Origin of the sequence: Paenibacillus phyllosphaerae, assembly GCF_014192105.1 — a bacterium.
Lineage (GTDB): Bacteria > Bacillota > Bacilli > Paenibacillales > Paenibacillaceae > Paenibacillus_Z > Paenibacillus_Z phyllosphaerae.
The window spans coordinates 233,492-259,524 of the sequence record NZ_JACHXK010000003.1; the positions used below are offsets into that span (position 1 = coordinate 233,492).

At 54.7% G+C, this 26,033-nt stretch carries 25 protein-coding genes; 17 read left to right on the top strand and 8 right to left on the bottom strand.

Annotated features, from left to right (window positions below; genetic code table 11):
• The first annotated feature begins 2 nt into the window (after positions 1 to 2).
• Positions 3 to 1,175, top strand: coding sequence for a cyclic nucleotide-binding domain-containing protein (locus FHS18_RS08725; RefSeq protein WP_183599091.1), 1,173 nt, complete (start codon positions 3 to 5; stop codon positions 1,173 to 1,175).
• 71 nt (positions 1,176 to 1,246) lie between these two features.
• Here FHS18_RS08725 and FHS18_RS08730 read toward each other — a convergent pair whose 3' ends face one another.
• The gene (locus FHS18_RS08730) at positions 1,247 to 2,332 is read right to left on the bottom strand and encodes an ABC transporter permease (protein WP_246427541.1); all 1,086 of its coding nucleotides are present in this window, start codon (positions 2,330 to 2,332) and stop codon (positions 1,247 to 1,249) included.
• Positions 2,333 to 2,356: 24 nt separating this feature from the next.
• The gene (locus FHS18_RS08735; RefSeq protein WP_183599093.1) at positions 2,357 to 2,803 is read right to left on the bottom strand and encodes a MarR family winged helix-turn-helix transcriptional regulator; all 447 of its coding nucleotides are present in this window, start codon (positions 2,801 to 2,803) and stop codon (positions 2,357 to 2,359) included.
• A 296-nt stretch (positions 2,804 to 3,099) separates the two neighbouring features.
• On the opposite strand from FHS18_RS08735, the gene FHS18_RS08740 reads away from it, so the two are divergent.
• The 4 genes from FHS18_RS08740 (at position 3,100) to FHS18_RS08755 (ending at position 6,953) form a co-directional block, all read left to right on the top strand.
• Positions 3,100 to 4,563 carry an ABC transporter substrate-binding protein gene (locus tag FHS18_RS08740; RefSeq protein WP_246427542.1) on the top strand — a complete coding sequence of 488 codons (1,464 nt, stop codon included), beginning with the start codon at positions 3,100 to 3,102 and terminating at the stop codon, positions 4,561 to 4,563.
• Between the two features lie 90 nt (positions 4,564 to 4,653).
• Positions 4,654 to 5,544 carry a carbohydrate ABC transporter permease gene (locus FHS18_RS08745; RefSeq protein WP_183599095.1) on the top strand — a complete coding sequence of 297 codons (891 nt, stop codon included), beginning with the start codon at positions 4,654 to 4,656 and terminating at the stop codon, positions 5,542 to 5,544.
• Positions 5,545 to 5,565: 21 nt separating this feature from the next.
• A complete protein-coding gene (locus tag FHS18_RS08750) occupies positions 5,566 to 6,399 on the top strand; it encodes a carbohydrate ABC transporter permease (RefSeq protein ID WP_183599096.1) in 834 nt (277 codons plus the stop codon).
• Between the two features lie 143 nt (positions 6,400 to 6,542).
• The gene (locus FHS18_RS08755; RefSeq protein WP_183599098.1) at positions 6,543 to 6,953 is read left to right on the top strand and encodes a VOC family protein; all 411 of its coding nucleotides are present in this window, start codon (positions 6,543 to 6,545) and stop codon (positions 6,951 to 6,953) included.
• A 76-nt stretch (positions 6,954 to 7,029) separates the two neighbouring features.
• On the opposite strand, the gene FHS18_RS08760 is transcribed toward FHS18_RS08755, so the two are convergent.
• On the bottom strand, positions 7,030 to 7,545 hold the full coding sequence (locus tag FHS18_RS08760) for a hypothetical protein (protein ID WP_183599100.1): 516 nt from the start codon (positions 7,543 to 7,545) through the stop codon (positions 7,030 to 7,032).
• A 163-nt stretch (positions 7,546 to 7,708) separates the two neighbouring features.
• Between FHS18_RS08760 and FHS18_RS08765 the strand changes: the two genes are divergently transcribed.
• Positions 7,709 to 8,506 carry a TetR/AcrR family transcriptional regulator gene (locus tag FHS18_RS08765; protein ID WP_183599102.1) on the top strand — a complete coding sequence of 266 codons (798 nt, stop codon included), beginning with the start codon at positions 7,709 to 7,711 and terminating at the stop codon, positions 8,504 to 8,506.
• Between the two features lie 6 nt (positions 8,507 to 8,512).
• On the opposite strand, the gene FHS18_RS08770 is transcribed toward FHS18_RS08765, so the two are convergent.
• Both FHS18_RS08770 and FHS18_RS08775 read right to left on the bottom strand, forming a co-directional pair.
• On the bottom strand, positions 8,513 to 9,301 hold the full coding sequence (locus FHS18_RS08770; protein WP_183599104.1) for an ABC transporter permease: 789 nt from the start codon (positions 9,299 to 9,301) through the stop codon (positions 8,513 to 8,515).
• On the bottom strand, positions 9,298 to 10,197 hold the full coding sequence (locus tag FHS18_RS08775; RefSeq protein ID WP_343060467.1) for an ATP-binding cassette domain-containing protein: 900 nt from the start codon (positions 10,195 to 10,197) through the stop codon (positions 9,298 to 9,300). Before FHS18_RS08775 ends, FHS18_RS08770 begins: the two co-directional genes overlap by 4 nt.
• Before the next feature lie 271 nt (positions 10,198 to 10,468).
• Between FHS18_RS08775 and FHS18_RS08780 the strand changes: the two genes are divergently transcribed.
• Positions 10,469 to 11,482: a dioxygenase family protein gene (locus FHS18_RS08780; protein ID WP_183599106.1), complete on the top strand. Its 1,014-nt coding sequence runs from the start codon at positions 10,469 to 10,471 to the stop codon at positions 11,480 to 11,482.
• A gap of 124 nt (positions 11,483 to 11,606) precedes the next feature.
• On the opposite strand, the gene FHS18_RS08785 is transcribed toward FHS18_RS08780, so the two are convergent.
• Positions 11,607 to 12,365, bottom strand: coding sequence for a cupin domain-containing protein (locus tag FHS18_RS08785; RefSeq protein WP_183599108.1), 759 nt, complete (start codon positions 12,363 to 12,365; stop codon positions 11,607 to 11,609).
• Between the two features lie 230 nt (positions 12,366 to 12,595).
• Here FHS18_RS08785 and htpG point away from each other — a divergent pair, with 230 nt between their 5' ends.
• Positions 12,596 to 14,482 carry a molecular chaperone HtpG gene (gene htpG, locus FHS18_RS08790; RefSeq protein ID WP_183599110.1) on the top strand — a complete coding sequence of 629 codons (1,887 nt, stop codon included), beginning with the start codon at positions 12,596 to 12,598 and terminating at the stop codon, positions 14,480 to 14,482.
• A gap of 76 nt (positions 14,483 to 14,558) precedes the next feature.
• Here the strand turns inward: htpG and FHS18_RS08795 are convergent, their stop codons facing one another.
• Positions 14,559 to 15,353, bottom strand: a complete 795-nt coding sequence (locus tag FHS18_RS08795) for a Cof-type HAD-IIB family hydrolase (RefSeq protein ID WP_183599112.1) — start codon at positions 15,351 to 15,353, stop codon at positions 14,559 to 14,561.
• Positions 15,354 to 15,735: 382 nt separating this feature from the next.
• Between FHS18_RS08795 and FHS18_RS08800 the strand changes: the two genes are divergently transcribed.
• Positions 15,736 to 16,650, top strand: a complete 915-nt coding sequence (locus FHS18_RS08800) for a cation diffusion facilitator family transporter (RefSeq protein WP_246427543.1) — start codon at positions 15,736 to 15,738, stop codon at positions 16,648 to 16,650.
• 52 nt (positions 16,651 to 16,702) lie between these two features.
• On the opposite strand, the gene corA is transcribed toward FHS18_RS08800, so the two are convergent.
• Positions 16,703 to 17,653, bottom strand: a complete 951-nt coding sequence (corA, locus tag FHS18_RS08805; protein ID WP_183599114.1) for a magnesium/cobalt transporter CorA — start codon at positions 17,651 to 17,653, stop codon at positions 16,703 to 16,705.
• 281 nt (positions 17,654 to 17,934) lie between these two features.
• Between corA and FHS18_RS08810 the strand changes: the two genes are divergently transcribed.
• From FHS18_RS08810 to FHS18_RS08845, 8 genes are all read left to right on the top strand, one after another.
• Positions 17,935 to 19,170: an MFS transporter gene (locus tag FHS18_RS08810; protein WP_183599116.1), complete on the top strand. Its 1,236-nt coding sequence runs from the start codon at positions 17,935 to 17,937 to the stop codon at positions 19,168 to 19,170.
• Positions 19,171 to 19,444: 274 nt separating this feature from the next.
• Positions 19,445 to 20,044 (top strand): TerD family protein, encoded by a 600-nt coding sequence (locus tag FHS18_RS08815; protein WP_183599118.1) that lies wholly within the window; start codon positions 19,445 to 19,447, stop codon positions 20,042 to 20,044.
• 45 nt (positions 20,045 to 20,089) lie between these two features.
• Positions 20,090 to 20,665: a TerD family protein gene (locus FHS18_RS08820; protein ID WP_183599120.1), complete on the top strand. Its 576-nt coding sequence runs from the start codon at positions 20,090 to 20,092 to the stop codon at positions 20,663 to 20,665.
• A 74-nt stretch (positions 20,666 to 20,739) separates the two neighbouring features.
• Positions 20,740 to 21,321 (top strand): TerD family protein, encoded by a 582-nt coding sequence (locus FHS18_RS08825; protein WP_183599122.1) that lies wholly within the window; start codon positions 20,740 to 20,742, stop codon positions 21,319 to 21,321.
• 147 nt (positions 21,322 to 21,468) lie between these two features.
• A complete protein-coding gene (locus FHS18_RS08830; protein ID WP_183599124.1) occupies positions 21,469 to 22,674 on the top strand; it encodes an HpcH/HpaI aldolase/citrate lyase family protein in 1,206 nt (401 codons plus the stop codon).
• Positions 22,619 to 24,055 carry a phosphoribosyltransferase family protein gene (locus FHS18_RS08835; RefSeq protein WP_183599126.1) on the top strand — a complete coding sequence of 479 codons (1,437 nt, stop codon included), beginning with the start codon at positions 22,619 to 22,621 and terminating at the stop codon, positions 24,053 to 24,055. The genes FHS18_RS08830 and FHS18_RS08835 overlap by 56 nt, the downstream gene beginning before the upstream one ends.
• On the top strand, positions 24,042 to 25,190 hold the full coding sequence (locus FHS18_RS08840) for a cysteine protease StiP family protein (protein ID WP_183599128.1): 1,149 nt from the start codon (positions 24,042 to 24,044) through the stop codon (positions 25,188 to 25,190). The genes FHS18_RS08835 and FHS18_RS08840 overlap by 14 nt, the downstream gene beginning before the upstream one ends.
• Positions 25,187 to 26,032, top strand: a complete 846-nt coding sequence (locus tag FHS18_RS08845) for an HAD family hydrolase (RefSeq protein ID WP_183599130.1) — start codon at positions 25,187 to 25,189, stop codon at positions 26,030 to 26,032. Before FHS18_RS08840 ends, FHS18_RS08845 begins: the two co-directional genes overlap by 4 nt.
• Position 26,033 lies beyond the last annotated feature (1 nt).

Consider the following 26,033-nt stretch of genomic DNA (forward strand, 5'->3'; position numbering starts at 1 on the left):
CCGTGCGTCCGATACACGAGCTGTTAAGCGAGCATCCGCTGCTTGCCCCTTTGACGCCAGACGAAATCGCCATCCTTGCCGAAGTGTCCAATATTGAAGAGGCGAAGGCGGGGACGGTGCTGATTCGCGAGGGCGAGCTGGACCGCTCCGTCTATATTCTGGTCGAGGGCAGCGCCGAGGTCATCAAGCGCAATCCAGAGACAGGCGATACCTACACGATCGTCGTCTTGGAGGAAGGGGCGAGCGCAGGCGAGATGGCGCTCCTGTCAGGTGCGGAAGGAAGGCGCTCCGCAACGATTCGGACAAGGGAATCATCCGTGCTGATCCGGATCGATTTTGACGCTGTCCTGCAGAAGGAAGAACATGGCGCACTTCATGTCAAGCTGCTGAGCAACATAGCCAGAGACTTGTCCGGGAAGTTGAACACGACGAACCAAATCACGGTCGCCTCGATGAAAAAGGAGCTGGAGACGAGCAAGGCGCAAATCGCGATGGGCATGTTCACGGTCAATATTCTGTTCATGCTCGGGATCTACACGCTCTCCTTCCGGCTGCTCATGAGCCTCGTGATCGAGTGGGGATCCAACTGGATCTCGGTCGGTATTCTGGCCATCATGGCGACCGCGATGTATGTTATGATTCGCAGGAGCGGCTATCCGCTCCATATGTTCGGCTTGACGTTGAACAATTGGCGGAAGGTGCTGACTGAGTCGTTCGTCCTGACGCTTCCGCTGCTAGTCGGTATCACGCTGGCCAAGTGGGTAGTCTTGCTGCTCAATCCGCAGATTGACGATTCGGTCTTCAGCATCGTTCCTATGCTGCTCGAAGGCAAGATGGACCACACGATGCTCATCTACGGCATCGCTTACGCACTGTTCTGCCCGATTCAGGAATTCATCTCGCGCAGCGGCATCCAATCGGCCTTGATGAACTTCCTGCCGCCGTCGAAGACGCGGGTGTGGGCGGCGATTCTGCTGTCGAACTTGCTGTTCGCGATGGCGCACACGCATCTGAACGTCACCTTCGCGCTGCTCACGCTCTTCCCCGGCCTTTACTGGGGGTGGATGTACGCCCGCCAGAAGTCGCTGCTCGGCGCTTCTTTCTCGCACATCCTTGTCGGCGTATGGATCTTCTTCGTCATCGGTATCGACCAAATATGGAATGCGCTGTTCTAACGGACGGTCACGTTGCGGCATAAAGAAACCCGGATCTCATGCGAGATCCGGGTTTCTTCGATTTATCACTATTAGTGGGCCGCAGATGCCGCGGGACGCGCGGCGGGAGCAGCTGCTTTTTCTTTGGCTAAGAACGTACGAAGCACGGTAAGGCCCCAGGTGACGATCACGATGAGGACCAGATGCAGCGCATACGTGGAGGCCGAGCCGCCGCCGTACACCAGATGCATCGCGCCTTCTACGCCGTTCGGGACCGGCAGGAACGAACCGATATGCCGGTAGAAAGGAGCTAGCATTTCCGGGGAGATAATGTTGCCTGCGGTCATCAGCTGAATCGGAATGAAGAAGATGTTGAACAGCGGGCCGGCGCTGCCGAGCAGGGCGAAGCCGAGCTGCGTGAAGCAGATGCAGGCAAGGAAGACGAGCAACTCGAAGCCCCACACCCCGAAGAAGGAGGCGTCAACCGGTGCGACCGACTTGGCAATGATCGAGACAACCAGCGAAGCGACGATCGCAACGGCGAGCATGATCAGCTGTCTGCCGAAGAAAATGCTCCATTTGCTATGATCGCGCTTCAGGAACATGGACGACAGGTTGAACTGAATGTTCATCGTCATCATCGCAATGTAAGGAATAAAGCCCAGAATCATCGGCAGCATGGAGGTCGAGAAGTTCTCGATCACGTTCGTCTTGATGATTTCAGCCTGGATCGGGAGCGCTTGAGCCTCCGGCACGACACGCTGGTTGGCCATTAATGTAATTTGGCTGGCCATTTTCTCCATGACGGATTTGACCAGTTCCGAATTGCGGTCGTTCACATAATACGTTAGTTTGGCGCCATTATCGGTATGCGCGCTATCCGCAAGACCCGCCGGCAGAGCGATGACCATGTCTGTCTTGCCGTTATCCATTCGGTCCAACGCTTCCTCTAGGGTAGACTCCTGCTCGATCTGGAATGGCAAGCTGCCTGTCATCTGCTCGGCGATAGCCGATTCCGAAGCTTCATAGACAAGGCCGACATGGAGCTGATCGATCCGCGTCGTCGCATCGTTATAGCCCGTCATCCAGAATAGGAAGAACACAAGCGGGAGGAAGAAGGCGAATACGATCCCGATCTTGGTCTGTATAATCTTCAATAATGCTGCTGCTGCTTTCAAAATGATCCATCCTCTGTTTATGAATTAGTCGTGCAAAGCATCCTGCGACAGATTGTTGTAGAGCTGTTGCATGACTTTAATAAAAATATCGAATTCCTCGGGTGCGATCCCAGCAACCGCCTGCTCATGCACCTGCGTGGAATCTTGCATAAGGCCGTCGACGACCTGACTGCCCGTATCGGTCAAATGAACGAGAAAAGCCCGGCGGTCTGCCGGATCGGCTTCGCGTTGAACCAAGGCCTTCGCCTCCAGCTTGTCGATCATCTTGCCGACCGTTGCCTGATCCTTGTGCATCTTCTCGGACAACCGCTTCTGGCTGATGCCTTCCGCCGTTCGCAGCTGGAGCAGAACGCCGTATTGTTCAGGCGTTATATCGAATGCCTTCGTATGCTGGGCCATAACCCGCCGATGGACGGAGGTCGTGTGGTGGAGCAAATAGCCGAGCGAATGCGGGTCGATTGCAAAACTCATTATTGTTCCTCCCTTCGTAATAAGTAAGTCAACATATAATATGTATACTTATTATATGCATACACATCTTTTATCGTCAACCGGATGAAATTGGATCTTATTGGACGTCCGATTGCACGCCAAGGCTATATTTCCCTTCCAACGTTGTCGTAATTCTATAGCCTGCTGCAAATGAATTTCAGCGAATAAAGCGAAAGGTCGGCCAATATCTTTTAAACAAACACCGATGAAAGCGCTTAACCCCATGAATGAATGACAGTTTGTGGAATTACACACAAAAAGGGAGGTTATGACCGATGAAAGGCAAAAAACTCTTTTCCATGTCCGCCTCGCTCGTCTTATGTACAACCCTGCTATTCGCTTGCTCTAACAATGGCGGCAATTCCGGCAACGCGGGCAATAGCGGAGACACCGGCAATACAGGCAACAAGGGCAATGCGGTGAACGCCGGGAATGCAGGCGGGACCGATTCCGGGGGAACGGAAACGCCGACAGAGAAGAAGACGATCACGATCACCTACCGGGATGACGGCATCGGCGAGCAGGGCGTCATGTACAAGTGGATCATGGAGCTGTCCAAGAACTACCCGGACAAAAGCGTGGAGATTAAGCCGACGCCGATCCAAGCCTCGGAAGGCGATTACTTCGCCAAGATCGCGCTGGCGCTGAAGTCGAAGGATACCGCGCCGGATATCGTGACCGAGGATACGTTCATCTTGAATTCGGATGCGAGCGCGGGCTATCTCGAACCGCTCGATGACAAGGTGAATGCATGGGAGGACTGGACGAACGGTTCCTTCATCGAAGCGATGAAGAAGGGCGTTACGGCCAGCGACGGCAAAGTGTACGGCGTCCCGTACAACACGGATTCGCGCGGACTGTGGTACAACAAGAATCTCTTCAAGCAGGCGGGTCTGCCTGAAGACTGGCAGCCGAAGACATGGGATGACGTATTGAGCGCCGCGCGGACGATCAAGGAGAAGCTGCCGGACGTGGTGCCGATCTGGATGAACATGGGCAAGGCGACGGGCGAAGCGACCTCGATGCAAACATACGAAATGCTGCTCTACGGCACGGGCGAGCGCCTCTATGAAGATGCCAGTGGCAAGTGGATTACGAAGAGCCAAGGCATTCTGGACGCGCTGACGTTCGTGGAGACGGTGAACAAGGAGAAGCTGGGACCTCCGCTCTCCAAAGTGCTGAACGGTCAGGCGGGCAACACGGCCTCCCGCGAATATTTGCCGCAGGGCAAACTCGCGATCCAGTTGGACGGTTCCTGGATTACGGGGAACTATCTGGAGTCCGGCGCAGCGCCGTGGCCGGAATATAAGGATGTGCTCGGCTTCGCGCCAATGCCGACGAGCAAAGGGCAGGCACCGGGTTCGATCACGCTGGCAGGCGGTTGGGCGTTGTCGATTCCTAGCAATGCGCAGCACAAGGAAGAAGCATGGGAATTCATTAAGTACGCGCTGAACAAAGAGAATACGCAGAAGCTTGTCATTGCGGCTGGCAACATTACCGTTCGCTCCGACGTGGCGAAGGATCCGGGCTACACGGAAATGCCGTTCAACGGAATCGCGACCGAATACTTGCAGAACGCGGAGTTCCGCCCAGCTCAGGACAAATATCCGGAAGTGTCGACGCAAATCCAGACGATGGTGGAATCGGTGGCGACCGGCACTTCGCCGGAAGCCGCGATGAATAAATACGCGCAAGACGTCACGCGCATCGTCGGCGAGGGGAACATCGTCGAGAAATAACGTTACCCAGCTTGCTCAGGCCATCCACCGATCCGACGCACCCGCCTGAGCAAGCTTTTTTATCCTTAATAGCGGGAGGAGAAAGTTTACATGAGCAGTTTGACCGCTGGGAGTATCCATAAGAAGCGAAAATCCTGGACGTGGCTGTATTTTCTGCTACCGTCCATTGCAATAATGCTCGTCTTCTTCATCTATCCGATTTTGCTGACCGTCTTCTATTCCTTTACGAATCTGGCCTTGACCGGCGAGGCGGCCAAGGAACTGAAGTTCGTCGGCATCGACAACTATACGCGGATGTTCGAGGACCCGACCGTTAGGGTCAGCATCTGGAATACGCTGATATTCCTGATCGGCTCGGCCGTTATCGGCCAGCAGGTGCTCGGATTCCTCATCGCCTTATTGATGAAGCACAAGAACCGCTGGTTCAGACGGGTAATCGGAACGATCGTGCTGGCCGGCTGGGTGACGCCGGAGATCGTATGCGCGCTCTGCTTGTACAGTTTTTTCAGCGACGAAGGCACCCTAAACGCCATTATCACTTCGCTTGGCTTCACGGAGGTGACGTGGCTGTTCACCGTTCCGATGCTGACCGTCATTCTGGCCAATATTTGGCACGGGACGGCTTTCTCGATGCTTGTCTTCCAAGCTGCGCTGGACGATGTGCCAAGCGAGATTGAAGAAGCGGCCGTCGTGGACGGCGCAACCAAATGGCAGATTCTGACCCGGATTACGATTCCTTATATCAAAGAAACGATTACGACGAATATGATGCTCGTTACGCTGCAGACGCTCGGCGTCTTCGGGCTGATCTATGCGATGACCGGCGGCGGCCCTGGCACGTCGACGACGACGCTGCCGATCTTTATGTACAATCAGGCGTTCGTCAACTATCAGCTGGGCTATGGAACCGCGATCTCGCTCTTGCTGTTGTTCATTGGCATCATCTTGAGCTTGTTCTATATCCGCTCGATGAAAGAGTAGAACGTACAAGGAGATAATCGGATGAATACGAAGCATCGCAAATGGGTGTATCAAATTCTGCCGTATACGATCCTCACCTTTATCGGCGTATGTTTTATTCTGCCGCTGCTCTGGGTGCTGGTCGCGTCGGTGGACACGAATGCCTCGCAGACGCTGCAAGCGCCGACACGAATTACGGCTGACAATTACGTCGATGTGCTGACGAATGCCGAGAATCAGCGTGCTTACCTGATCGGCTTGCTTATGTCGGGCGGCCAAGCCTTTATCGTCGTGCTGCTCGCCCTGCTGGCCGCCTACCCGCTGTCCCGGTATCAGCTCAAATTCAAAAAACCGTTCATGCTGACGATCCTGTTCATGACTTCGCTGCCGATTACGGCGGTGATGGTACCGGTCTATCAACTGTTCCTGAGCCTCAAGCTGTACAACAATATATTCGGCGTCATCCTGTTCTTCGTCGCTTCAGCCATGCCGTACGGCATCTGGATGCTGAAGAACTTCATGGATTCGGTGCCGATCGAGCTGGAGGAAGCGGCCTGGATCGACGGGGCTTCCGTATTCGAAGGCATTCGCCGCGTCGTTGCGCCGCTCATGGTGCCGGGCATCTGCACGGTGGCCATCTTCACGTTCTCCGGCAGCTGGGGCAACTTCTTCGTGCCGTACATCTTGCTGCAATCGCCCGAGAATTTCCCGGCGTCGCTGAAGATTTATCAGTTCTTCGGCCAATACGGGATGGCGGACTACGGCAAGCTTGCGGCGTTCTCGGTCATGTATGCCATTCCTTCCGTCGTGCTGTACATTCTATCCCAGCGCTTCATGTCTAAGGGTTTCGGCATGCAGGGCGGGACCAAAGGGTAGGGGACGGTGGCAGGCGAAGGCGCTATTTTCTAAAAAGTTTGTGAAACCCGCAATCGACAAGAAACAAATCCCCCTGATTTGGGCTATAGTGGAGGTAGATGCTCGTCTCCACACTATATAAACCCGATAAAGGATGGGATAAGATGAAAGAATTATGGATCAATCTCCCGGTAAAGGACGTCAAGAAATCGAAAGCCTTTTTCGCCGAGCTCGGCTTTACGCTCAATCCGAGATTTAAGGATACGGACGAAGCCGCCGGTCTGATCATAGGCGATTCTCAGATCGCCGTCATGCTGTTCCCGGAGGAGAGCTTCCGCAAATTCACGAACCACGACATTGCCGACACGAGCAAAGGCACCGAGGTGCTCATCTCGGTCGATGCGCAGAGCCGGGAAGAGGTCGATCAGCTGATCGCCAAGGCGGAGAAGGCCGGAGGCACCGTCTTCACGAGACCCGAAGGCAGCGGCTGGATGTACGGCGCGGGGTTCACGGATCTGGACGGACACCGTTGGAACGTGCTGTTCATGGATACGAGCAAGATTCCGTCGAAGTAAAAGCGTGGCGGGGCACGAAAAGGCCGGGCAGCTGATGCTGCCCGGCTTTTTGGCGTGGCGGTAAGAAGAGAGAGAATTATCGTTTAATCGGCGTTAGCGGGGCAAATGCAGCGAGAAGCTTCTTTTGCATTCTGCCATTTTCGAAGGCGACATGAACTTCCGTGTCCATGCCGGTGCCTTTGACATGAAAAATGACGCCGCGTCCGTATTTGGGATGCATCACTTCATCGTCCACTTGGAATAGCGCTGATGTTGACGATTCTGGGGCGAATTCGTCCTTCTTGGCATCGTCCGCCCGCGGATCCTCGCGTAAGTAATCCGGCGGATCAGGATATTCGATGCCGTTGTTGTCGTAATACTCGCCATCATCTCCCTGGACGCGAGCTCCAATGCGTTCGGCTATCTGAATCAATAGCCCGAATACACGCTCATCTGCGCGGTAAACGGTTATTTTGCCATGCGAAGATATGTAAGGGAGGCCTTTATACATGTCTAGCAAATCCGCAATCTTCTCGTAATCCTCATCGGTTATCGGATTTTGTTCACTATATACCCAATGTTCGGCTTTCGTAATATGAACATCATAACTCATGTGTGCACGTCCCTCTTCCAATTAACAGTCTGGGATCAATAATTCGGCTCCCACACTTCAATCTCCTCCTAACTAGCTAAGGACAATATTGACGATTATGGTTCTTCCTTCCACCCTCTATGCTATACTGTGTATCAGATACACAGTAGATGAGGAGATTCCTATGTCGAAGAAGGACAACAATGAGCATGATCCGTTCAGCAGCCTGCCGCCGGGCATTGCGCTTAGTTGGGGGTTGGGAAAGGAATCGCAGCGGGGGCCGAAGCGGGAGCTTACGATTCCTCAGATTGTAGCGGCAGCGGTGGCGATCGCGGACCGGGATGGACTGGCCGCAGTCTCGATGAGCCGGGTGGCCGCCTCGCTCGGATTCACGGCGATGTCGCTCTACCGGTATATCCCGAGCAAGGAAGACCTGCTCATTCTGATGCAGGATGCGATCTGCGATATTCCGCTGCCGGAGAAGGCTTCTTATGCGGATTGGCGCGCCCTGCTGCGCGACTTCGCCAAAGCGAACAAGCAGGTTTTCCGCGATCACCCCTGGTTCTGCGACGTTCCGATTTCAGGCGTACCGATCACGCCGAACAATCTTAGATTCGTCGATTGGGGATTGAGCGCGTTGCAGCATTCCGGACTGAATGAAGCGGAGCAAATCTCGATCATCCTGCTGCTCAGCAGCTATGCCCGGTCATTCGGCATTCTGGAGCGGGATTTCGATCGGGCGATGCAAGCTGGCGCAAGCCCCGACCAGTTCACGGGCCAAGGCTTTACAGCCGCGCTCCAGCAGTTGGTGACCGCAGAGCGTTATCCGCATTTATACCCGCTCATCATGTCAGGCGTTTACACGGGTGAAGGCCATCAGGACGATATATTGGACGACGATTTCGAATTCGGGATTGAGCGTATTCTTGACGGTATCGAGCATTACCTTGATACGAAGCGTAAGGGCGGCCAATCTTCATAGCTATGCTTACCGTCGCCCAGCCCTCCGGTTATATAGCCACGTGCACCAGATGACCGCGCCGATCAGGATCAGCAGACACCATCCGATTGCGAACCAGGCATGTTCATCAGCGGCACCTCCGAGCAGCAGGCTGCGAATCGTCTCGATGACCGGCGTGATCGGCTGATGTTCAGCGACGCCCTGCAGCCAGCTCGGCATCGTATCGGTCGCGACGAAAGCGCTGGAGAGATAGGGGAGGAACAGCAGCGCAAAACCATATCCGCTGGCGGCGGCAGGACTTCCTGCCACAAGGCCGATCGCGGCATAAAGCCACGTGATGGCCAGGATGAAGAGGCTGATGATACCAAGCGCGGCGAGCCACTCCCAGACGTCGGCATGGGGCGTGAACCCGACGAGCAGAGCGGCAAGGATGACGATCCCCGTGGCGAGCAGGTTGCGCAGCAGGCTGGCTGTCACATGGCCGGTCATCAGGCACCAACTGTGGATGGGGAGCGTGCGGAACCGGTCAATGATGCCGTTCTTCATATCGCTTGCCACATCGACGGCCGTGCTGGAGGAACCGAAGCCGGCGCAGAGGAGAATAATGCCGGGAACGACGTAATTGACGTAATTGCCGCTCGTATCGATCGCACCACCGAATACATACGTGAACAGCAGCATGAGCATGACGGGAAGGACGATCGCCATAATCATCGTTTCGACATTGCGCAGGCTGTGGCGGATGCTGCGGACGATGAATTCCGCATTCGTCGTGAAGAAGGAGGGCTGCTTGCCCTCGTAAGCCGGTTTTGTCATGCGCGCTTGGCCTCCTTGTTCGAATTCGAATCTGCAGACTCCGTTAAAGCGAGGAACACATCGTCCATGCTAGGGCTGCGAAGTCTTACGCGCGCATTGGGAGGCGCCTGCTGCGCCAGCATCAGCAGCTGATCCTGAATCGACGTGATCGTTCCGTCCGTCGTGAGGGTGTGGCTGACTTCACCTTCTTCATTAAGAAGCTCGATCACTTCCTCGCCGATTCTTGCCTTCAGCTCTGCAGGAGTACCCGAGGCGACGATACGTCCTTCGTGTATAACCGCGATCCGATCCGCCAGTTGATCGGCCTCCTCGAGATACTGCGTGGTCAGGATGACCGTGATGCCCTGCGAAGCGAGCGCTTGAATGCTGTCCCACAGGGAGCGTCTGCTCCGGGTATCGAGTCCGGTCGTCGGTTCATCGAGAAAAACGATCGGCCGAGGCACGATCAAGCTGCTCGCCAGATCGAGACGCCGGCGCATCCCGCCGGAGTAAGTACCGACCCTTTTGCCGCCGGCGGCTTCAAGGTCGAATTGCGAGATGAGCTCCGTTGCCCGCGCAGCAGCTTGCGCTGCGCTCAGGCCATTCAATCTGCCGAGCATACGCAAGTTCTCCGTGCCGGTCAGCATGTCGTCGACGGCGGCGAATTGGCCGGTCAGGCTGATCGACATTTTGACCCGCAGCTTCTCCATAGTCACATCATATCCCGCGACACGTACGATTCCGCGATCCGCCCGCAAGAGGCCTGCGAGAATATGGATGAATGTCGTTTTGCCGGCACCGTTAGGCCCGAGCAGCGCGAATACGCCGCCTTCCGCAACGGACAGATCCATCCCCTTTAACACCTCATGGCTGCCATACCGTTTGTACAGCCCTTTCACTTCAATCGCGAGCCCCATCAGCCATCTCTCCCTTACTGTATATGCCATATACTATTTCGGATGTAAACAGTATATGCCATATACATTTTTCTGCTCCCTTAAGAGTTAAGCCTCAGCTTCAGTCAGATCGGGAACCGTTGGCAGACTTTTAACCCTAGCATACTTTCAGCTAGCCTTCAGGACAAAGCGTGAGCCGACGATATAAGATGGAACCTGACGAATGGGCTTATGTATGAATAGGCACGCAGGATGCTGGTGTTAGCTTGGGTGAGACAAAGGGGGCCATTGAATGCTGAAGAAATGGACGACGGGGTACAAAGGTTTCGTCACGGGCGTCGTATTGACGGCGGTGCTGACCGTGCCGTTCACCTCGTTCGCGGATGCCGTGCAGAAGAAGATCACGGTTACCTACAACAACATTAAAGTGACGATGAATGGACAAGCCGTCAGCTTGAAGGACGCGAACGGAAACACGGTTGAGCCGTTCGCTTACAACGGTTCGGTCTATCTGCCGCTGCGCACGCTGGCGGAGACGCTCGGCATGGACGTAACGTACACGAATTCGACGCAGACGGTCGCGTTGACGAACAGCACGACTAGCGGCACAGGTGGAGCTGGCGGAACGCCGCCAACCGGTACGCCTCCGACAGGCAGTCCACCGACAGGCAATCTGCCTTCAGGGACGCCGGGTACAGGTGGAAGCACGGGCGGTACGACGAATACGACGGGTACCTCGGCAGCGAGCTCCGACCAAACCGCGGTCGATGATACCGGCTTGACCGTGCAGGTCACGCAAGGTCCTTACTACGTGACGGGTACGAATCCGTTGACGAATGGCGTGCTGAACTATGACAACCTGGAAGGAACCAAGATCAAAGTCAAAGGGTATGTCTACGCGGGTGCCACCGGTACGAAGCCGGTAGCGGGCGCGAAGGTCGAGATCTGGCATGCGGATAGCAGCGGCAACTACCATCCGAATTCGAACGGAGCGGCGAGCAACTACGAGACGGATGAAATCTCGCTGCGCGGTTATGTGCTCACCGACGCGAACGGCTATTACGAGTACACGACGATCTATCCGGGCGAATATGAGGGACGCACACGCCATATTCATACGAATACGACGGCAACGGGTTATACCGGCGTCATTACGCAGCTGATCATCCCGAGCCTTGCGGATGATAAGATGGCGGCTTCAGAGGATAATATCGCGCAAAGCCTCCCGGCTTATAATAAGGTCGTATTCACGGACGTCGACGGCGTTCCGACGGCTACGTATAATTACCGTCTGGCAGCGAAGTAGCGATCGTTCAGAACGCATGGCGCATGAGCAATCTTAAAGGGCTACGAATAGCAAAAGTCCACGACCGTAAAGGTTGTGGACTTTTTGGCATAGTGTCTCGGAAGGCCGATACTATTAGACGAGATTATACGTCTGTACCGAAACCGTTCTGGTGTGGATGAACATAACCGCCGTTGCCGATCGCAGACTGCTGCCCTTGATAGTAGTAATGTTGGCGGTAGGGGTGGATATGGACTTGTGCGGGCGCCTGCGGGTGATAATGGCCTTGCGCCGATTGTGACGTTTGAGCCGGCTGGGCATAGCCGTGGTGATGATGATGCTCGGCAGGCTTATGGTGAGGCAGCTCTTTTTTGCAGTCGGTTGGCGGGCCGATGAATACCGTGTCCTTGATCGGCGCGAACGTTTCTTTGACCAGCTTCTCATCAAGGCAATACGTATGCGCAAGCACGCTTGCCGGCGTCAGACGGAACAAGTCGGATCCGCCGATGAATTCCGGAGTCGGCGCGTCGAAGATGGCGAGCAGATGTGTATTGTCGACCGTGGCAATCTCGTAATGCCACCAGCCTTGCGGTACGTTGGCCACCTGGCCCGGCGTGATCGGGAAGTTCAAGATCTCCTTCGTGAACGGGTTCAACAGCGAGACGACGGCTGCGCCGGCGATACAATAGACCAGCTCGGATGCGTTCTGGTGAATGTGAGGCTCGACTACGTTCCCTGTGCTTAAGTGAATATCGAGCAGAGATACGTTACCGAGTGTATTCAGCTGCTTGATGGACAGCATGTTGATGAAGTTCTGGTTGTTCTTGGTGAAAAATCGATTCTTGTTGACATCATAGGCGAAGACGGCGTCGGGCGACGCGTAATCCATGTATGAAACGGCCATTTTGTCCCTGCTTTCCTGTGGTAGTAGGCATTTGTCTGTTGCCATACCATATGCGCCTAATGGAATGGTGGTGAAGCTAATTTCCATGCTAGTTATGCGAAGATTGCAGACAATTGCCGTTTTCATGTTGACTTCCAAAAATGAGGTATGGTATATAACAAGTAGGTTTAGCACTCAGCACAACGGAGTGCTAATAGATGAATACACGCTCGAAGGGAGAAGCATGATTCATGGAGAAAACGAAGAAACAGTTCCAAGCCGAGTCCAAGCGGCTGCTCGACATGATGATTAATTCCATTTACACCCAGCGCGAGATTTTCCTGCGGGAGCTCATCTCGAATGCCAGCGATGCAATCGACAAACTGTACTACAAAGCGCTGACCGACGATCAGCTCACGTTCAATAAAGAGGATTACTACGTCAAGGTAACGGTAGACAAAGAGAAGCGCACGCTTACGATTACCGATACCGGCATCGGCATGACCGAAGAAGAGATGGAGAACAATCTCGGCACGATCGCCAAGAGCGGTTCGCTCGCCTTCAAGAAGGAGAACGAGCAGAAGGACGGCCATAACATTATCGGCCAGTTCGGCGTAGGCTTCTATTCGGCGTTCATGGTAGCGGACGTCGTGACCGTCACGTCGAAGGCATTCGGCGCCGGCGGCGCGTTCAAGTGGGAATCCGAGGGAGCTGACGGCTATACGCTCGAACCTGCCGACAAAGCGGCGCCGGGTACCGAGATCGTGCTGCGCATCAAGGACAATACGGAAGAGGATAACTATGACGAGTTCCTCGAGGAATACCGTCTGAAGTCGATCATCAAGAAATATTCGGACTTCATTCGTTATCCGATCAAGATGGACGTCAAGGGTTCGCGTCCGAAGGAAGGCGCCGAGAACGAGTTCGAGGAGTATGTCGAAGAGCAGACGGTCAACAGCATGGTGCCGATCTGGCGCAAGAACAAGAGCGACCTGAAGCCGGAGGACTACGAGAACTTCTACCAGGAGAAACGCTACGGTTTCGATAAGCCGCTCAAGCATATCCATGTCAGCGCGGACGGCGCGGTCGTCTACCAAGCGATCCTGTTCATTCCGGAGAGCACCCCGTTCGATTATTACACGAAGGAATACGAGAAAGGGCTGGAGCTGTATTCGAACGGCGTGCTGATCATGAGCAAATGCGCGGATCTGCTGCCGGACTACTTCAGCTTCGTCAAAGGGATGGTCGATTCCGAGGACCTGTCGCTCAACATCTCCCGCGAGATGCTGCAGCATGACAGACAGCTCAGCTTGATCGCGAAGAATATTAAGAGCAAGATCAAGAGCGGCCTTGCCAGCATGATGAAGGATGAGCGCGAGAAATACGAGACATTCTTCAAGTCGTTCGGCCGCCAGCTGAAATTCGGGGTCTACAACGATTACGGCATGAACAAGGATCTGCTCGCCGACCTGCTGTTGTTCACTTCTTCGAATGAGAGAAAGCTGGTCTCGCTGGACGAATACGTCTCCCGCATGCCGGAAGACCAGAAGTTCATCTATTACGCTTCCGGCGAATCGGTCGATCGGATCGAGAAGCTGCCGCAGATCGAAGCGGTGTCCGAGAAGGGCTACGAGATCCTGTATTTCACCGACGATATCGACGAGTTCGCGATCAAGATGATTCAGAGCTACAAGGAGAAGGAGTTCAAATCCGTATCCAGCGGCGATCTGGGCATCGATTCCGAGAACGACCAGGCGTCGTCGGAAGAGGATGAAGCGGCGAACAAAGAGCTGTTCGACGCGATGCAGGAACTGTTGTCCGGCAAAGTCACGAAAGTGAAGGCGTCCAAGCGCCTGAAAACGTACCCGGTCTGTCTCTCCACGGAAGGCGAACTGTCCATCGAGATGGAGAAGGTGCTGCGCGCGATGCCGAACAGCCAGGAGGTTCAGGCGGACAAGGTGCTCGAGCTGAACGTGAACCACGAGGTGTTCCAGTCGCTGAAGAACGCGCTTGCGAGCGACCGGGAGAAGCTTGGCCTGTATACGAATCTGCTCTATCATCAGGCGCTGCTCATTGAAGGCTTGCCAATTCAAGATCCGGCTGCATTCACGAGCGATATTTGCAAAATTATGGTGTAAGCTAGCGGCAAAAAAGCCGTACAAGCGGAGAAAACTCCTGCCTGTACGGCTTTTTCGCGTATCATGCTCAGTCATGCTACTTGACTGCAGCCTCTTGCGGCAGCAGACCCGCATAGATCAGGCCATTACGAATGCCGCGCTCATCCACGTGCGTCGTCACGTAGTCGGCGAACGGGAGCAGCTCCGGATTCGAGTTGCCCATTGCTATGCCGAGCCCGGCGAATTTCAACATTTCCTTATCGTTCAGCCCGTCGCCGAATGCCACCGACTCTTCGACCGGAATGTTCAGCTGCTTCAGCATCGCTTCAATGCCTTGCGCTTTGGAGCCGCCAGCCGGCAGCACGTCGATCGCTTGCTTGTGCCAACGGATCAACGTGAAGCGATCCGTGAGCTCCGCATACTTCTCCTCGTCAGGAGTCTCGCAATGAAGGAACACTTGATAAATATCATTCGATTTCCAGAACTCCGGATCATGGCCAGGGAGTTCTACTTTCAGCGAGAGCACGGAGTCGGTGACCATCGGGCATTCCGCCGTATCGCTGAAGAAGCTGTGCTCGCCTTCGAACACGAGGGAATGCTTGTGCGTGCCGGCCAGCTGGACGAGCGCTTCGAGGCTCTCTTTGTCAATGACGCGCTTATATACAACCTCGCCGCGGTACACGGCATAGGCGCCGTTCAGGCAGACGAAGGAATCGATGCCGAGGCTCTCGGCAAGCGGCTTAATAAAATACGGCGCGCGGCCGGTTGCGATGACCGGTTCCACGCCGGTTGCTTTCAGTTCATGGATCGCGGCGATCGTGTCGGCAGGAATGACCTTCTCTTCATTGACTAGCGTGCCGTCGATATCAAAAAATACGATTTTGTAAGACATACGCATGATCTCCTATCCCTATAGTCTCTTATTTTTCAATCAGTATAGCATGAATTGCGGGCGGTGAGCGCGCCGCCACGCAAAGTTACGCATTCTTAAAGCGCATGAGGCTTCGCGCAGCGCCGTCACACCTGCATTCGCGGCCGGGGGTGCAAGCCGTATGCTTGTTGGGCGGAGGCAACTCTGTTAGCCCGCGCAAAATGTATTTCGCCCCGCTAAGACTCCTTACGCGAGTCAACACTGTTTCTCTAGACCCACTTGAATTGGCTTTGTATAATGTGACAGGTGGTTTAGCACATTAAGGTTTTACTCGAAGCGGTCTAACGTTTTGTCGCGCATGCGATCGAGTGCCGTTAACATTAGCGCGGGGGGCAGCAGCACGTTGAAGGATTCATCTCAATCACAATCGGCATTCGCCATATGGATTAGTCTAGTCAGCAATATCGCACTTACAGCCATTAAACTGGTCGTCGGATTCGCGTTCGGCAGTCAGGTGCTCCTGGCCGACGGAATTCATAACGCGGGCGATGTATTCGCGACGGGGGCCGCGTTAATATCGATGACCATCTCCAAAAGGCCGCCGGATGAAGATCATCCGTACGGACACGGCAAAGCGGAAGTCATCGGCGCTTTGATCGTCGCGGTCGTTCTTCTCTTGGCGGGGTTGTTCATGGGCTATCATTCGCTTCAAGCCTTGACAAGCCCTGCGCATGACGCGAGCCTTATGGTTCTCATCGCCGCGGCGATCTCGCTGGTATGGAAGCAGTGGCTATACGTATACACGATCAGAATCGGCAAACGCACCAACAGCAGCGGCCTCATCGCAACGGCATACGATCATTTGGCCGATGTCTATGCCTCGCTTGCAGCAGTGATCGGGGTAGGCGTGGCGATGATCGGCGACCATATGGGCATCGGCTGGCTGAAGTATGGCGACCCCGCAGCAGGGATCATCGTCGCGTTCTTTGTCCTGAAGCTTGCCTATCATATGGGCAGGACGTCGGTGGACGTGCTCATGGAGAAGAATATCGATGACGGGACGATGGCCGAGATTACGCAGCTCGTTCAATCTGTCGAGCAGGTGAAGCGGATTGACCGCATTCGCGCCCGGGAACATGGCCACTACATCATCGTCGATGTACGGGTCGGCATTCCAGGCGAGCTGAGCATTCAGGAAGGGCATGACATCTCGCGGCTTATCAAGCACACGATCTCGCATCACGTGGATCGGGTCGAAGAGGTATTGGTGCATCTGAATCCGTGGTATGCGGAGGATCAACGGGAGCATCGGGGGTAAATGACAAATAGGCAGCGGAACCTGTAGTGGACAGGAACGCTGCCTATTGTTGTTACTTAAACCAGCCTTTGCGGCGGAACCACGCATACATGCCGACGCCAAGAGCGATCATGACGAACAGCACGGCGTAATAGCCCCATCTCCACTGGAGCTCCGGCATATTCGCGAAGTTCATGCCGTACAAACCCGCGATGAACGTAAGCGGCATGAAGATCGTCGTAATGACCGTCAGCGTCTTCATGATCGTATTCATCCGGTGGGCATTCACGGAGATATAATTGTCGCGCATATCGGAAGTCATGTCGCGGGTGGCTTCGAGCATATCGGTCAGCTTCAGCAGATGGTCATGGACGTCCTTGAAGTAGAGCAGATGCTTCTTCATGTTCTCGATCCGCTCGGAATTAATGATCCGATAGAGCAAGTCGCGCATCGGCACGATGGTCCGGCGCAGCTTAAGCAGATTGGCGCGGATCTCGAACAGCTGGCCCATCAGCTTCTCGGTGCTGTCATGATTGTGGTTGCTTTCAATTTCGCTGAGCTGATCCTCGAGCTGATAGAGCGTCGGGAAGTACTCGTCCACCAGCTTGTCGATGACGACATAAGCGGCGTAGAGCGGGCCTTTATCGATCCCCTTGCGCCGGATGGTAATGCGGTTCCAAGCTTCATCGATCTCGGGAGACGGATGGTGGTGGAACGTAACGAGAAAGTTCGGTCCGACGAACAGGTCGACCTCCTCGGCGGCCATCTTGTCCGCTCTGATCGCGTGAAGGACAAGGAAATGCACGTCCTCGTAGTGATCCATCTTCGGCCGCTGCAGCAGATGCAGGCAATCCTCGATCGCAAGCGGATGAAATCGAAAATGCGTATCCAGCAGCCGGGCTTCCGCTTCCGTAGGTTCGGCAAAGTCGACCCAGTACCATTTGGCATCGTGTTCCGCGATGGCGCTAAGCGGCAAGTCCTGCACAATTTCATGCGTTGGTGTGATGGCTAACGTTCGAATCATTCCGGTCCTTCTTCCCTATCCATTTGGACCCATTATAACACAGGGAAGATTAGGCTTGCCGCTTGGCGAAAGGCTGGAAATACGCTGCTGGTGAAGCTCGAATTCGTTAATTGGAAATGTAAGTGCTGTCAATAAACGACGTGAATACCCGGTGCTTTTTCATGGTCAAATTCCCATATCTTTTGGCCTTTATATTCTATTCGAACGTATTGCGCAGGGGCGTACTTTCTGTGATTATACTAAGTGAAAGCAATATCGAAGAATCGTGGTGCAACCGGCAAATGAAGCCCAAAACGCAGTTCGTAAAATTCGGCATGACGATGACTCCGCGGGTATGGCTGAACGCCAGAATCGACCTCGGCGCGACATGCTTATTCAGTCTGTTCAACGTCGTGCTCAACCAATTCTACGTCCCTTTCGCGATTCAGCAGGGGGCAAGCAACTTACAGGTCGGCTTGCTGTCCGCCGCGCCGGCCATCGGACTTATCTTCTCGCCGCTATGGGCCAATTGGATCGAGAAAACGAACCACCCGCTGCCGTTCGTCGTTATCCCCAATTTGATCGGCCGGATGCTGCTCTTCTTCCCGGCCTTATTCCCGTCACCGGAAGTGTACGTGATGGTGGCGCTCCTGTTCCAGCTGCTGATGGGCATTCAAGCCCCGGCCTATGCGTCATTGGTGTCCCGCATGTACCCTGGCGATATCCGCGGCAGACTGATGGGATATGTGCGCGTGGCGATGGGGATTCTCATGATTCCGCTCGCCTATACCGTCGGCCATTGGGCTGACCAATCCGGTCCGATGGGGCCGCTTATAGCCGCTTCGATCGCAGGCACGTCCTCGATCCTGCTGTTCCGAGGCTTGAAGGTACAGAAGCAGAAGCCGAAGCCAGCAGGTTCGGTCAAGCGCTTCTCCTTCCAGGAGCAATGGCAGTTGGTGAAAGGCAATCGTCCGCTTGCCGTATTCCTCGGCGCGACGACGCTCGCGGGCTTCGGCAACATGCTCGCGAACCCGCTCTATCAGATCATTCAGGTCGATGTGCTCGACTTGTCGAACGTGCAGATCGCATTTGCTCGGATTGCTTACTATTGCGGATTGCTCACGACCTTCCTCATCGCGGGATGGATGATCGACCGCTTCGATATCAAATATACGCTGATGTTCGGCATCGGCGCCTATGCGGTTGTCCCCGCCTTGTACGGGCTGTGGGGCAGCTACGCGGCCGTCATCGTCGGCAATGGCATTCAAGGAATCGGCGAAGCGATCTGGGATATCGGCATTCTGGCCTTCGTATTCCGGTTAGCCCCGGGTCGCGAAGCCGCCGTATTCGGCATCCATCTAATGCTGTTCGGCGTGCGCGGCACGATCGGACCGATTCTCAGCTCATCGCTTGCTGACAGCTTGTCCTTGTCGACCCTGCTGGTCGCCGCATCGATCTGCGGCATTATCGGAACATCGCTATTCATAATGGGCAACAAGAGCGCTTCACACAAGACGGGACAGACATTGCACTCGTAACATAGATCGAATGACAGGGGAGTTCCTCGCAGCATGCGGAGGCTTCCTTTTTTTTGCCTCAACGCGCTTGCACGAAGGAGAAAGTGGTATAGATCAGGGCAGTTGGGCATGATAGTTGTGGCTGTTTTGTGCAAGTCCGGAAATTTTTTAATGCGAAAATGAAACATCCCGCAAGGAAATCCCGTATAACATCGCGAACAAGAAACTTGTGACAAGTGGAAGTTTATGGACGACAATAGAAGTGGACATTGGTAAAGGAGGTGACCTTGCGAAGATGAGCATCAATCTGGTCAAAGGTCAAAAAATCGATTTAACGAAGGGGTCCTCCGGTCTGACGAAGCTGACCGTCGGTCTTGGCTGGGATCCTGGCTTCATTGAGAAGAAAGGCCTGTTCGGCACCAAGCGCGAGGCCGTCAATATTGACTGCGACGCATCGGCGTTGCTGCTAGACGAGAACGGCAAATTGACGAATCCGGCCAATATCGTTGCCTTCCATAATCTGACGAGCCCAGACGGTTCGGTTAGACACTCCGGGGACAACCTGACCGGCGAGGGAGCGGGCGATGACGAGCAGATCTTCATCGATCTGGCGAAAGTGCCTGGGAACGTGCATCGCATCCTGATGGCGGTGAACATCTATCAAGCCGATCAGCGCAAGCAAGACTTCGGCATGATCCGCTCCGCTTATATCCGCGTCATGAACGGCACCACGAACCAAGAGCTGGTGAAGTTCAACCTGACGGACAACTACGCGGGCATGACAGCTCTCATCACTGGCGAGATCTACCGTCACGGCGGCGAATGGAAGTTCAATGCGATCGGCGAAGGCGCTCATGCCTCCCATATCAGCGTGCTGGCGGCTCGATACCAATAACCTAATCATCACTCCAAATAAACCATAAAAGCGAGGTCATTCACAATGGCAATCAACTTGTCCAAAGGTCAAAAGGTAGACTTGACGAAAACAAACCCAGGTCTGTCGACCGTTCTGGTCGGTCTTGGCTGGGATACGAACAAATATGACGGCGGCGGCGACTTCGACCTTGACGTATCGGTCTTCTGCGCGAACGGCGCAGGCAAAGTCGACAATCCGAAAAACTTCGTTTACTTCAACAACCCGCAGAACGAGAATGCTTCCGTTGCTCATACGGGCGACAACCGCACTGGTGTAGGCGACGGAGATGACGAGCAAATCCGCGTTGAGCTGACGAACGTACCGGCAGGCATCGAGAAGATCGCTTTCGCCATTACAATCTATGAAGCGGATCAACGCAAGCAAAACTTCGGACAAGTCGCGAACTCCTACGTTCGCATTCTGAATGAAGCAACGGGCGCGGAACTGATCCGTTTCGATCTCGGCGAAGATTTCTCCGTTGAGACAGGTGTCGTTGTCGGCGAACTGTACCGTCACGGCGGCGAATGGAAATTTAACGCAATCGGCAACGGGTATCGGAATGGACTGGAAGGCCTGACACGCGATTACGGTCTTCAATAAGTTCGACTGATCCTTACGGCCGCCATCCTAGATTGGCGGCCTTCTTTCATTTTAGATGGCGGGAGGTAGCGGTAATGGCAATTTCATTGGCTAAGGGGCAGCGCATCGACCTAACGAAGACGAATCCGGGACTTACGAAGGTAATCGTCGGTCTTGGTTGGGATATTAACCGGTACTCCGGCGGCGGAGAATATGACCTGGATACCTGCGCCTTCTTGCTGCACGGCGACGGGAAGGCCAAGGGAGTGGAGGACTTCGTCTTCTACAACAACCTGTCCGTCTATGATGGCGCGGTCGCCCACACGGGCGATAACCGGACAGGCGCCGGGGATGGAGACGATGAACAGCTGGTCGTCGATTTCGCCAAGGTGCCCGCACATATTACGCGCATCGGCATTACGGTCACGATTCATGATGCGGCGGCCAAAGGCCAGAACTTCGGGCAGGTAAGCAGCTCCTTCGTCCGCGTCGTGAACGAGGCGACCAACAACGAATTGCTGCGATTCGACCTGGGCGAGGAGTTCTCGACCGAGACGGCGATCGTCTTCTGCGAGTTTTACCGGCATGACAAGGACTGGAAGTTCCAGGCGATCGGCAACGGCTTCACCGGAGGTCTTGCAGCGCTTTGTCACAATTATGGATTGGATGCGGGCTAAACGTGTTTCTTTAGAACCCTCCTTCTTGCAAGGAGGGTTATTTCATATTTTTACTTGTCATGAAATTTCACCCAAAAACGCTAGATTTGTGATTTAATAGAAGGTAGGAAGGAATACTGTCGAATCACCTGTTAAGGAGGGGCTAGAGTGAGGTATTTTCAATATTTGAGCAGGGAAGAAGAGCAATCGTTATTCTTCTCGCCACCGGTTTCTTACAGTAACGCCTCAGATCCAGAGCTATTGTCACATGCGATCGGCGCTGCCCTCTATTGCCCTGCAACCCGGCAGTCTATTGCGGAGGATATCCTCACGCAAAAGCACGAAGGTTTGACGACGATGGTCATCGATCTGGAGGATGCGGTAGGTGATAACCAGATCGAGCTTGCGGAGAATTCACTGCTTGACCAGTTAAGTCGAGTGCGCAGTTATTTGGAGAGCGGGATGCTCGATCTTGAGCGGCTTCCGCTGCTGTTCGTGAGGATCAGAACCCCGCAGCAGCTAGAGCGAATGATTGCTAGGTTAGAAGAGAGAATCACCCTTATTACCGGCTTCGTATTTCCGAAATTCACCCCGCTTAACGGACCTGCGTTCTTAGATATTCTTGCCGCGTACAACCGGCATAAGTTTCCATCCGCGCCAACGTTGTACGGCATGCCGATTCTGGAGACGGCTTCGATCCTCTTCAAAGAAACGCGAATACAGACGTTGCTGGAGCTAAGCGACATCGTCAATACATATCAGCGCTATATATTGAACGTACGAATCGGGGCAACGGATTTCTCCAGCCTGTTCGGCCTACGCCGCAGCCCGGATATGACGATCTACGATATCGCGCCGATTCGGGATTGCATCTCCGACATCATTAACGTATTCGGCCGCATGCACGCGCCGAATGTCATCTCCGGTCCGGTGTGGGAATATTTCTCCAACAAGGAGCGGGTACTTAAGCCGCAGCTGCGGGAGACGCCGTTCGAGCAGACGCTTGGGCGCTATGGACGCAAGCTGCGAGCGGAATATATCAACAGCTACGTCGATGGACTAATCCGCGAAGTGATCATGGATAAGGAGAACGGGCTCATCGGCAAGACGATCATTCATCCTTCCCATATTAAGCCGGTTCAGGCGCTCTATACGGTTACGCATGAGGAATATATGGATGCCACGAGCATAATCGCGAACAGCCATGGGGAGCTGGGCGTCATGAAGAGTGAATATTCCAACAAAATGAACGAGATCAAACCGCATTTGAATTGGGCGAAACGGATTGTTGCCAGAGCGAAAATATACGGGGTGCTGCATGAACAACAACATTATATCAGCTTGCTCCCAGAGCAAGAGCACGCATACGTTTAACATTTTGCACGACCTTAGCGTTACGATTACGCTGCAAGAAGAGCAGTCGGGACTGCAGCCCGAAGCGTTGTTCGGCATGGCGGCGCGTATCAATAAGAAACGTTCATTCCTCTTCGTCAGCAAAGTGTTAGGCAAGCATCTTCCGGTCTCGCCTCACCGCTCCCTGCTAAGCGGGGCGATTCTTTCGCTGAAGCTGCTGCAGGCGCTCGGCACTTCGCAGGCGGCGCTAGTGGACAAGCTATTCGCGGAAGCTTGCGCTGCGCTCGCGGATCCGGACGAGACGAAGGTAAGCCAGGTCTATTCCGCAATCGTAGATAGCAAGCTCGCCTTGCCCGAACCGGTGAAAGTCATCGGATTCGCCGAGACGGCGACGGCGCTTGGGCATAGCATGTTCGCGGCGTTCGAAGACGGCTGCAGCTATCTGCATACGACGCGGGAGCTTATTCCGGAGCTTGATCCGCTGATCAGCTTCGAGGAAGAACATTCCCATGCGACCTCCCATCGTTGCTATGCCAGATCGGAGCAGTTTCTGGGCGGTACCGAACCGATCGTACTGGTCGACGACGAGCTGACGACGGGCAAGACGACGGTGAACATCATTCGGGATCTTCAGCGCAATTATCCTCGCAGCCGGTATTTCGTAGCTTCCCTGCTGGATTGGCGCGGTGCCGAGGACGAAGCCAGATTCGCCGCGTTAGAGCAGGAGTTGGGCATTACCATTACGCCGCTGTCGCTTATGAAAGGCACCTTCACCGTTGAAGGCGGACCGATCGATACGGTCGCGGCACGCATGGACCTGCCTGCAGCCGATGGTGTTGCGAACTTGCATGTTATTTATTTGGACGAAGCCTTGGACCTTGTCCGCCACGCATCGGTCAGTATGGATGGATATCGGAACGAAGCGCCTTACTTGTTAGGTACAGGCCGATTCGGGATTACGGCGGCGGAGAACGTACAGATTGGCGGCCGGATTGCGGCCGTAGGCGAACGTCTTGCCGGATTGCGAACCAGCAGCCGCACGTTGTGCCTAGGTACAGGCGAGTACATGTATATGCCGATGCTGATCGCTTCCCACATGGGAGAAGGCGTCAGGTTTCACTCCACGACGCGCAGCCCCATTCATTCGGCGTCACATGAGACGTATGCGGTCGATTGGGGCGTTGCGTTCCCGTCGCCTGACGATACGTCGGTGACGAATTACATCTACAATATTGCTCCATCGCAATACGAGGAGCTATTCCTTTTCCTCGAAAGGGACATTCCGGCCGAGAGGCTGGCTGAACTGAAAAAAGTATTCTTGGCCCGTGGCTTCCGTCACGTTCATCTAGTGATCGGTGGACCGAACATCCATGAAGGGGTGACGAGCGATGACGACCGTTAAACGCCGGCTGTCGGAACGGATCCTTCAGACGCCTGCCACGATCGGCAGTTACCGGCCAGAGGATGTTACCTTCCTGCTGAAAGACTTAAGCGAAGTGGAACTGGAACTGTCGACAACGGCCAGAGAGCAAGCGATTCAATCGGGCGTACACTATTCCGAGATGCTGCCGATCGAATATGAGCCGTCCGAAGCGTACACGAAGCTGTTCCATGAAGCGCTGCTCGACTCTGCTGAAAGGGTCGCGAAAGCGGCTGCCGTGACGGCTGAACTTATCCTCGCCAAGCGCGGACGGAATCTCTCGCTCGTCTCGCTGGCGCGCGCCGGCACGCCAGTTGGCATTCTGATCAAACGGTATTTGGCACACCGGCATCAGTTGGACGTTCCGCATTACAGCATCTCGATCATTCGCGGCAAAGGCATCGACCAGAATGCGCTCGTCTACATTCTCCAACAACATGGGGCAGACCACGAGCTGCAATTCGTCGACGGATGGACAGGCAAGGGCGCGATCCGCAAGGAATTGATCCAGGCCTGCCAAGCCTTCGAAGCGCAATACGGCGTTCGGCTGAACGACGACCTGGCCGTCCTGGCCGATCCGGGCAGCTGCTCGGCTACCTTCGGCACGCGCGAAGATTTCCTGATCCCGAGCGCTTGCCTCAATGCGACCGTATCGGGACTGGTCAGCCGTACCGTGCTGCGCGAAGATTTGATCGGACCGGATGATTTTCATGGCGCCAAATATTACAGGGAACTTGCTGCTTACGATTATTCGCAATATTTCGTGGATACGGTCTGCTCCTATTTCCCGAGAATTCAAGAAGCGGCAGACGAGGAAGCGCGCCGGCTGCTGTCGAATCCTCCTGCGCTGACGTGGCAGGGCCATGCCGATATGGCGGCAATTCAGGCGGAGTACGGCTTGTCCACGATCAATCTCGTGAAGCCAGGCGTCGGTGAGACGACTCGCGTGCTGCTGCGTCGTATTCCATGGCGGATCCTGGTCGACCGGATCGATAACCCGAATGTTCGACATATCGTTCAGCTTACGCAGGAACGCGGCGTTCCTGTCGAGGCGTACCCGGAATTAAGTTATTCGTGCTGCGGTATCATACAGCCGCTGAAGGGGGAGACGGAATGATTTTTGCAAGCGATCTGGATCAGACCTTGATCTATTCCATTCGTTCGATCGGTCTTCCGCTCGATTCGCCGCTCGTCATGCCGGCCGAGACGATCGAAGGCAAGGTAAGATCGTATATTTCGATCCAAGCTTACGAGCAACTCAAAATCATTGCCCAGGAAATGATGTTCGTCCCCGTCACGACCCGGACGGTGGAACAGTATCGCAGAATCGAGTTGTTTCAAGAACGGATTCGCCCTCAATACGCAGTGACCAGCAATGGAGGCAATGTATTGATTCACGGCGAGCCGGATCCGGAATGGAATGCCCGCATTAGACGGACGATGCTCCATCAGGCTGCTTCGTCAGAGGAAGTGCAGCGGATTTACAGGAAAGTCGTGCACGGGGACTGGGTGCTCAGGGAAGATTTGTGCGACGATTTGTTCTACTCGATTCTGATCGAGCGTGAACGCATGCCGCTCGAAGATGTGATGCAGTTGGCTGACGTCCTGCAGCAGTTGGGATGGGAGACGTCCATTCAAGGCCGCAAAATTTATATGGTGCCGTGCACGGTGAAGAAGAGCGACGCTTTGGCGCATATCAAGGAATTGGCTGGGGTAGAGACGGTCATTGCCTCTGGCGATTCGCTGCTGGATCGCTGCCTGCTCGATTACGCCACGCATCCGATCGCGCCACGGCATGGCGAGCTGTATCGGGTACAGGAAAGCAATCCCGGTACATTCCCCTATCCGTTCACGGCGGTATCCGGAGCGCTGGCAGCCGAGCAGATCGTAGCTTATGCGGCGTCCGTACAAGCCGAGGCATTACACAGCGGCAAACTTATTGCGAAGGGAAGCATCTAAT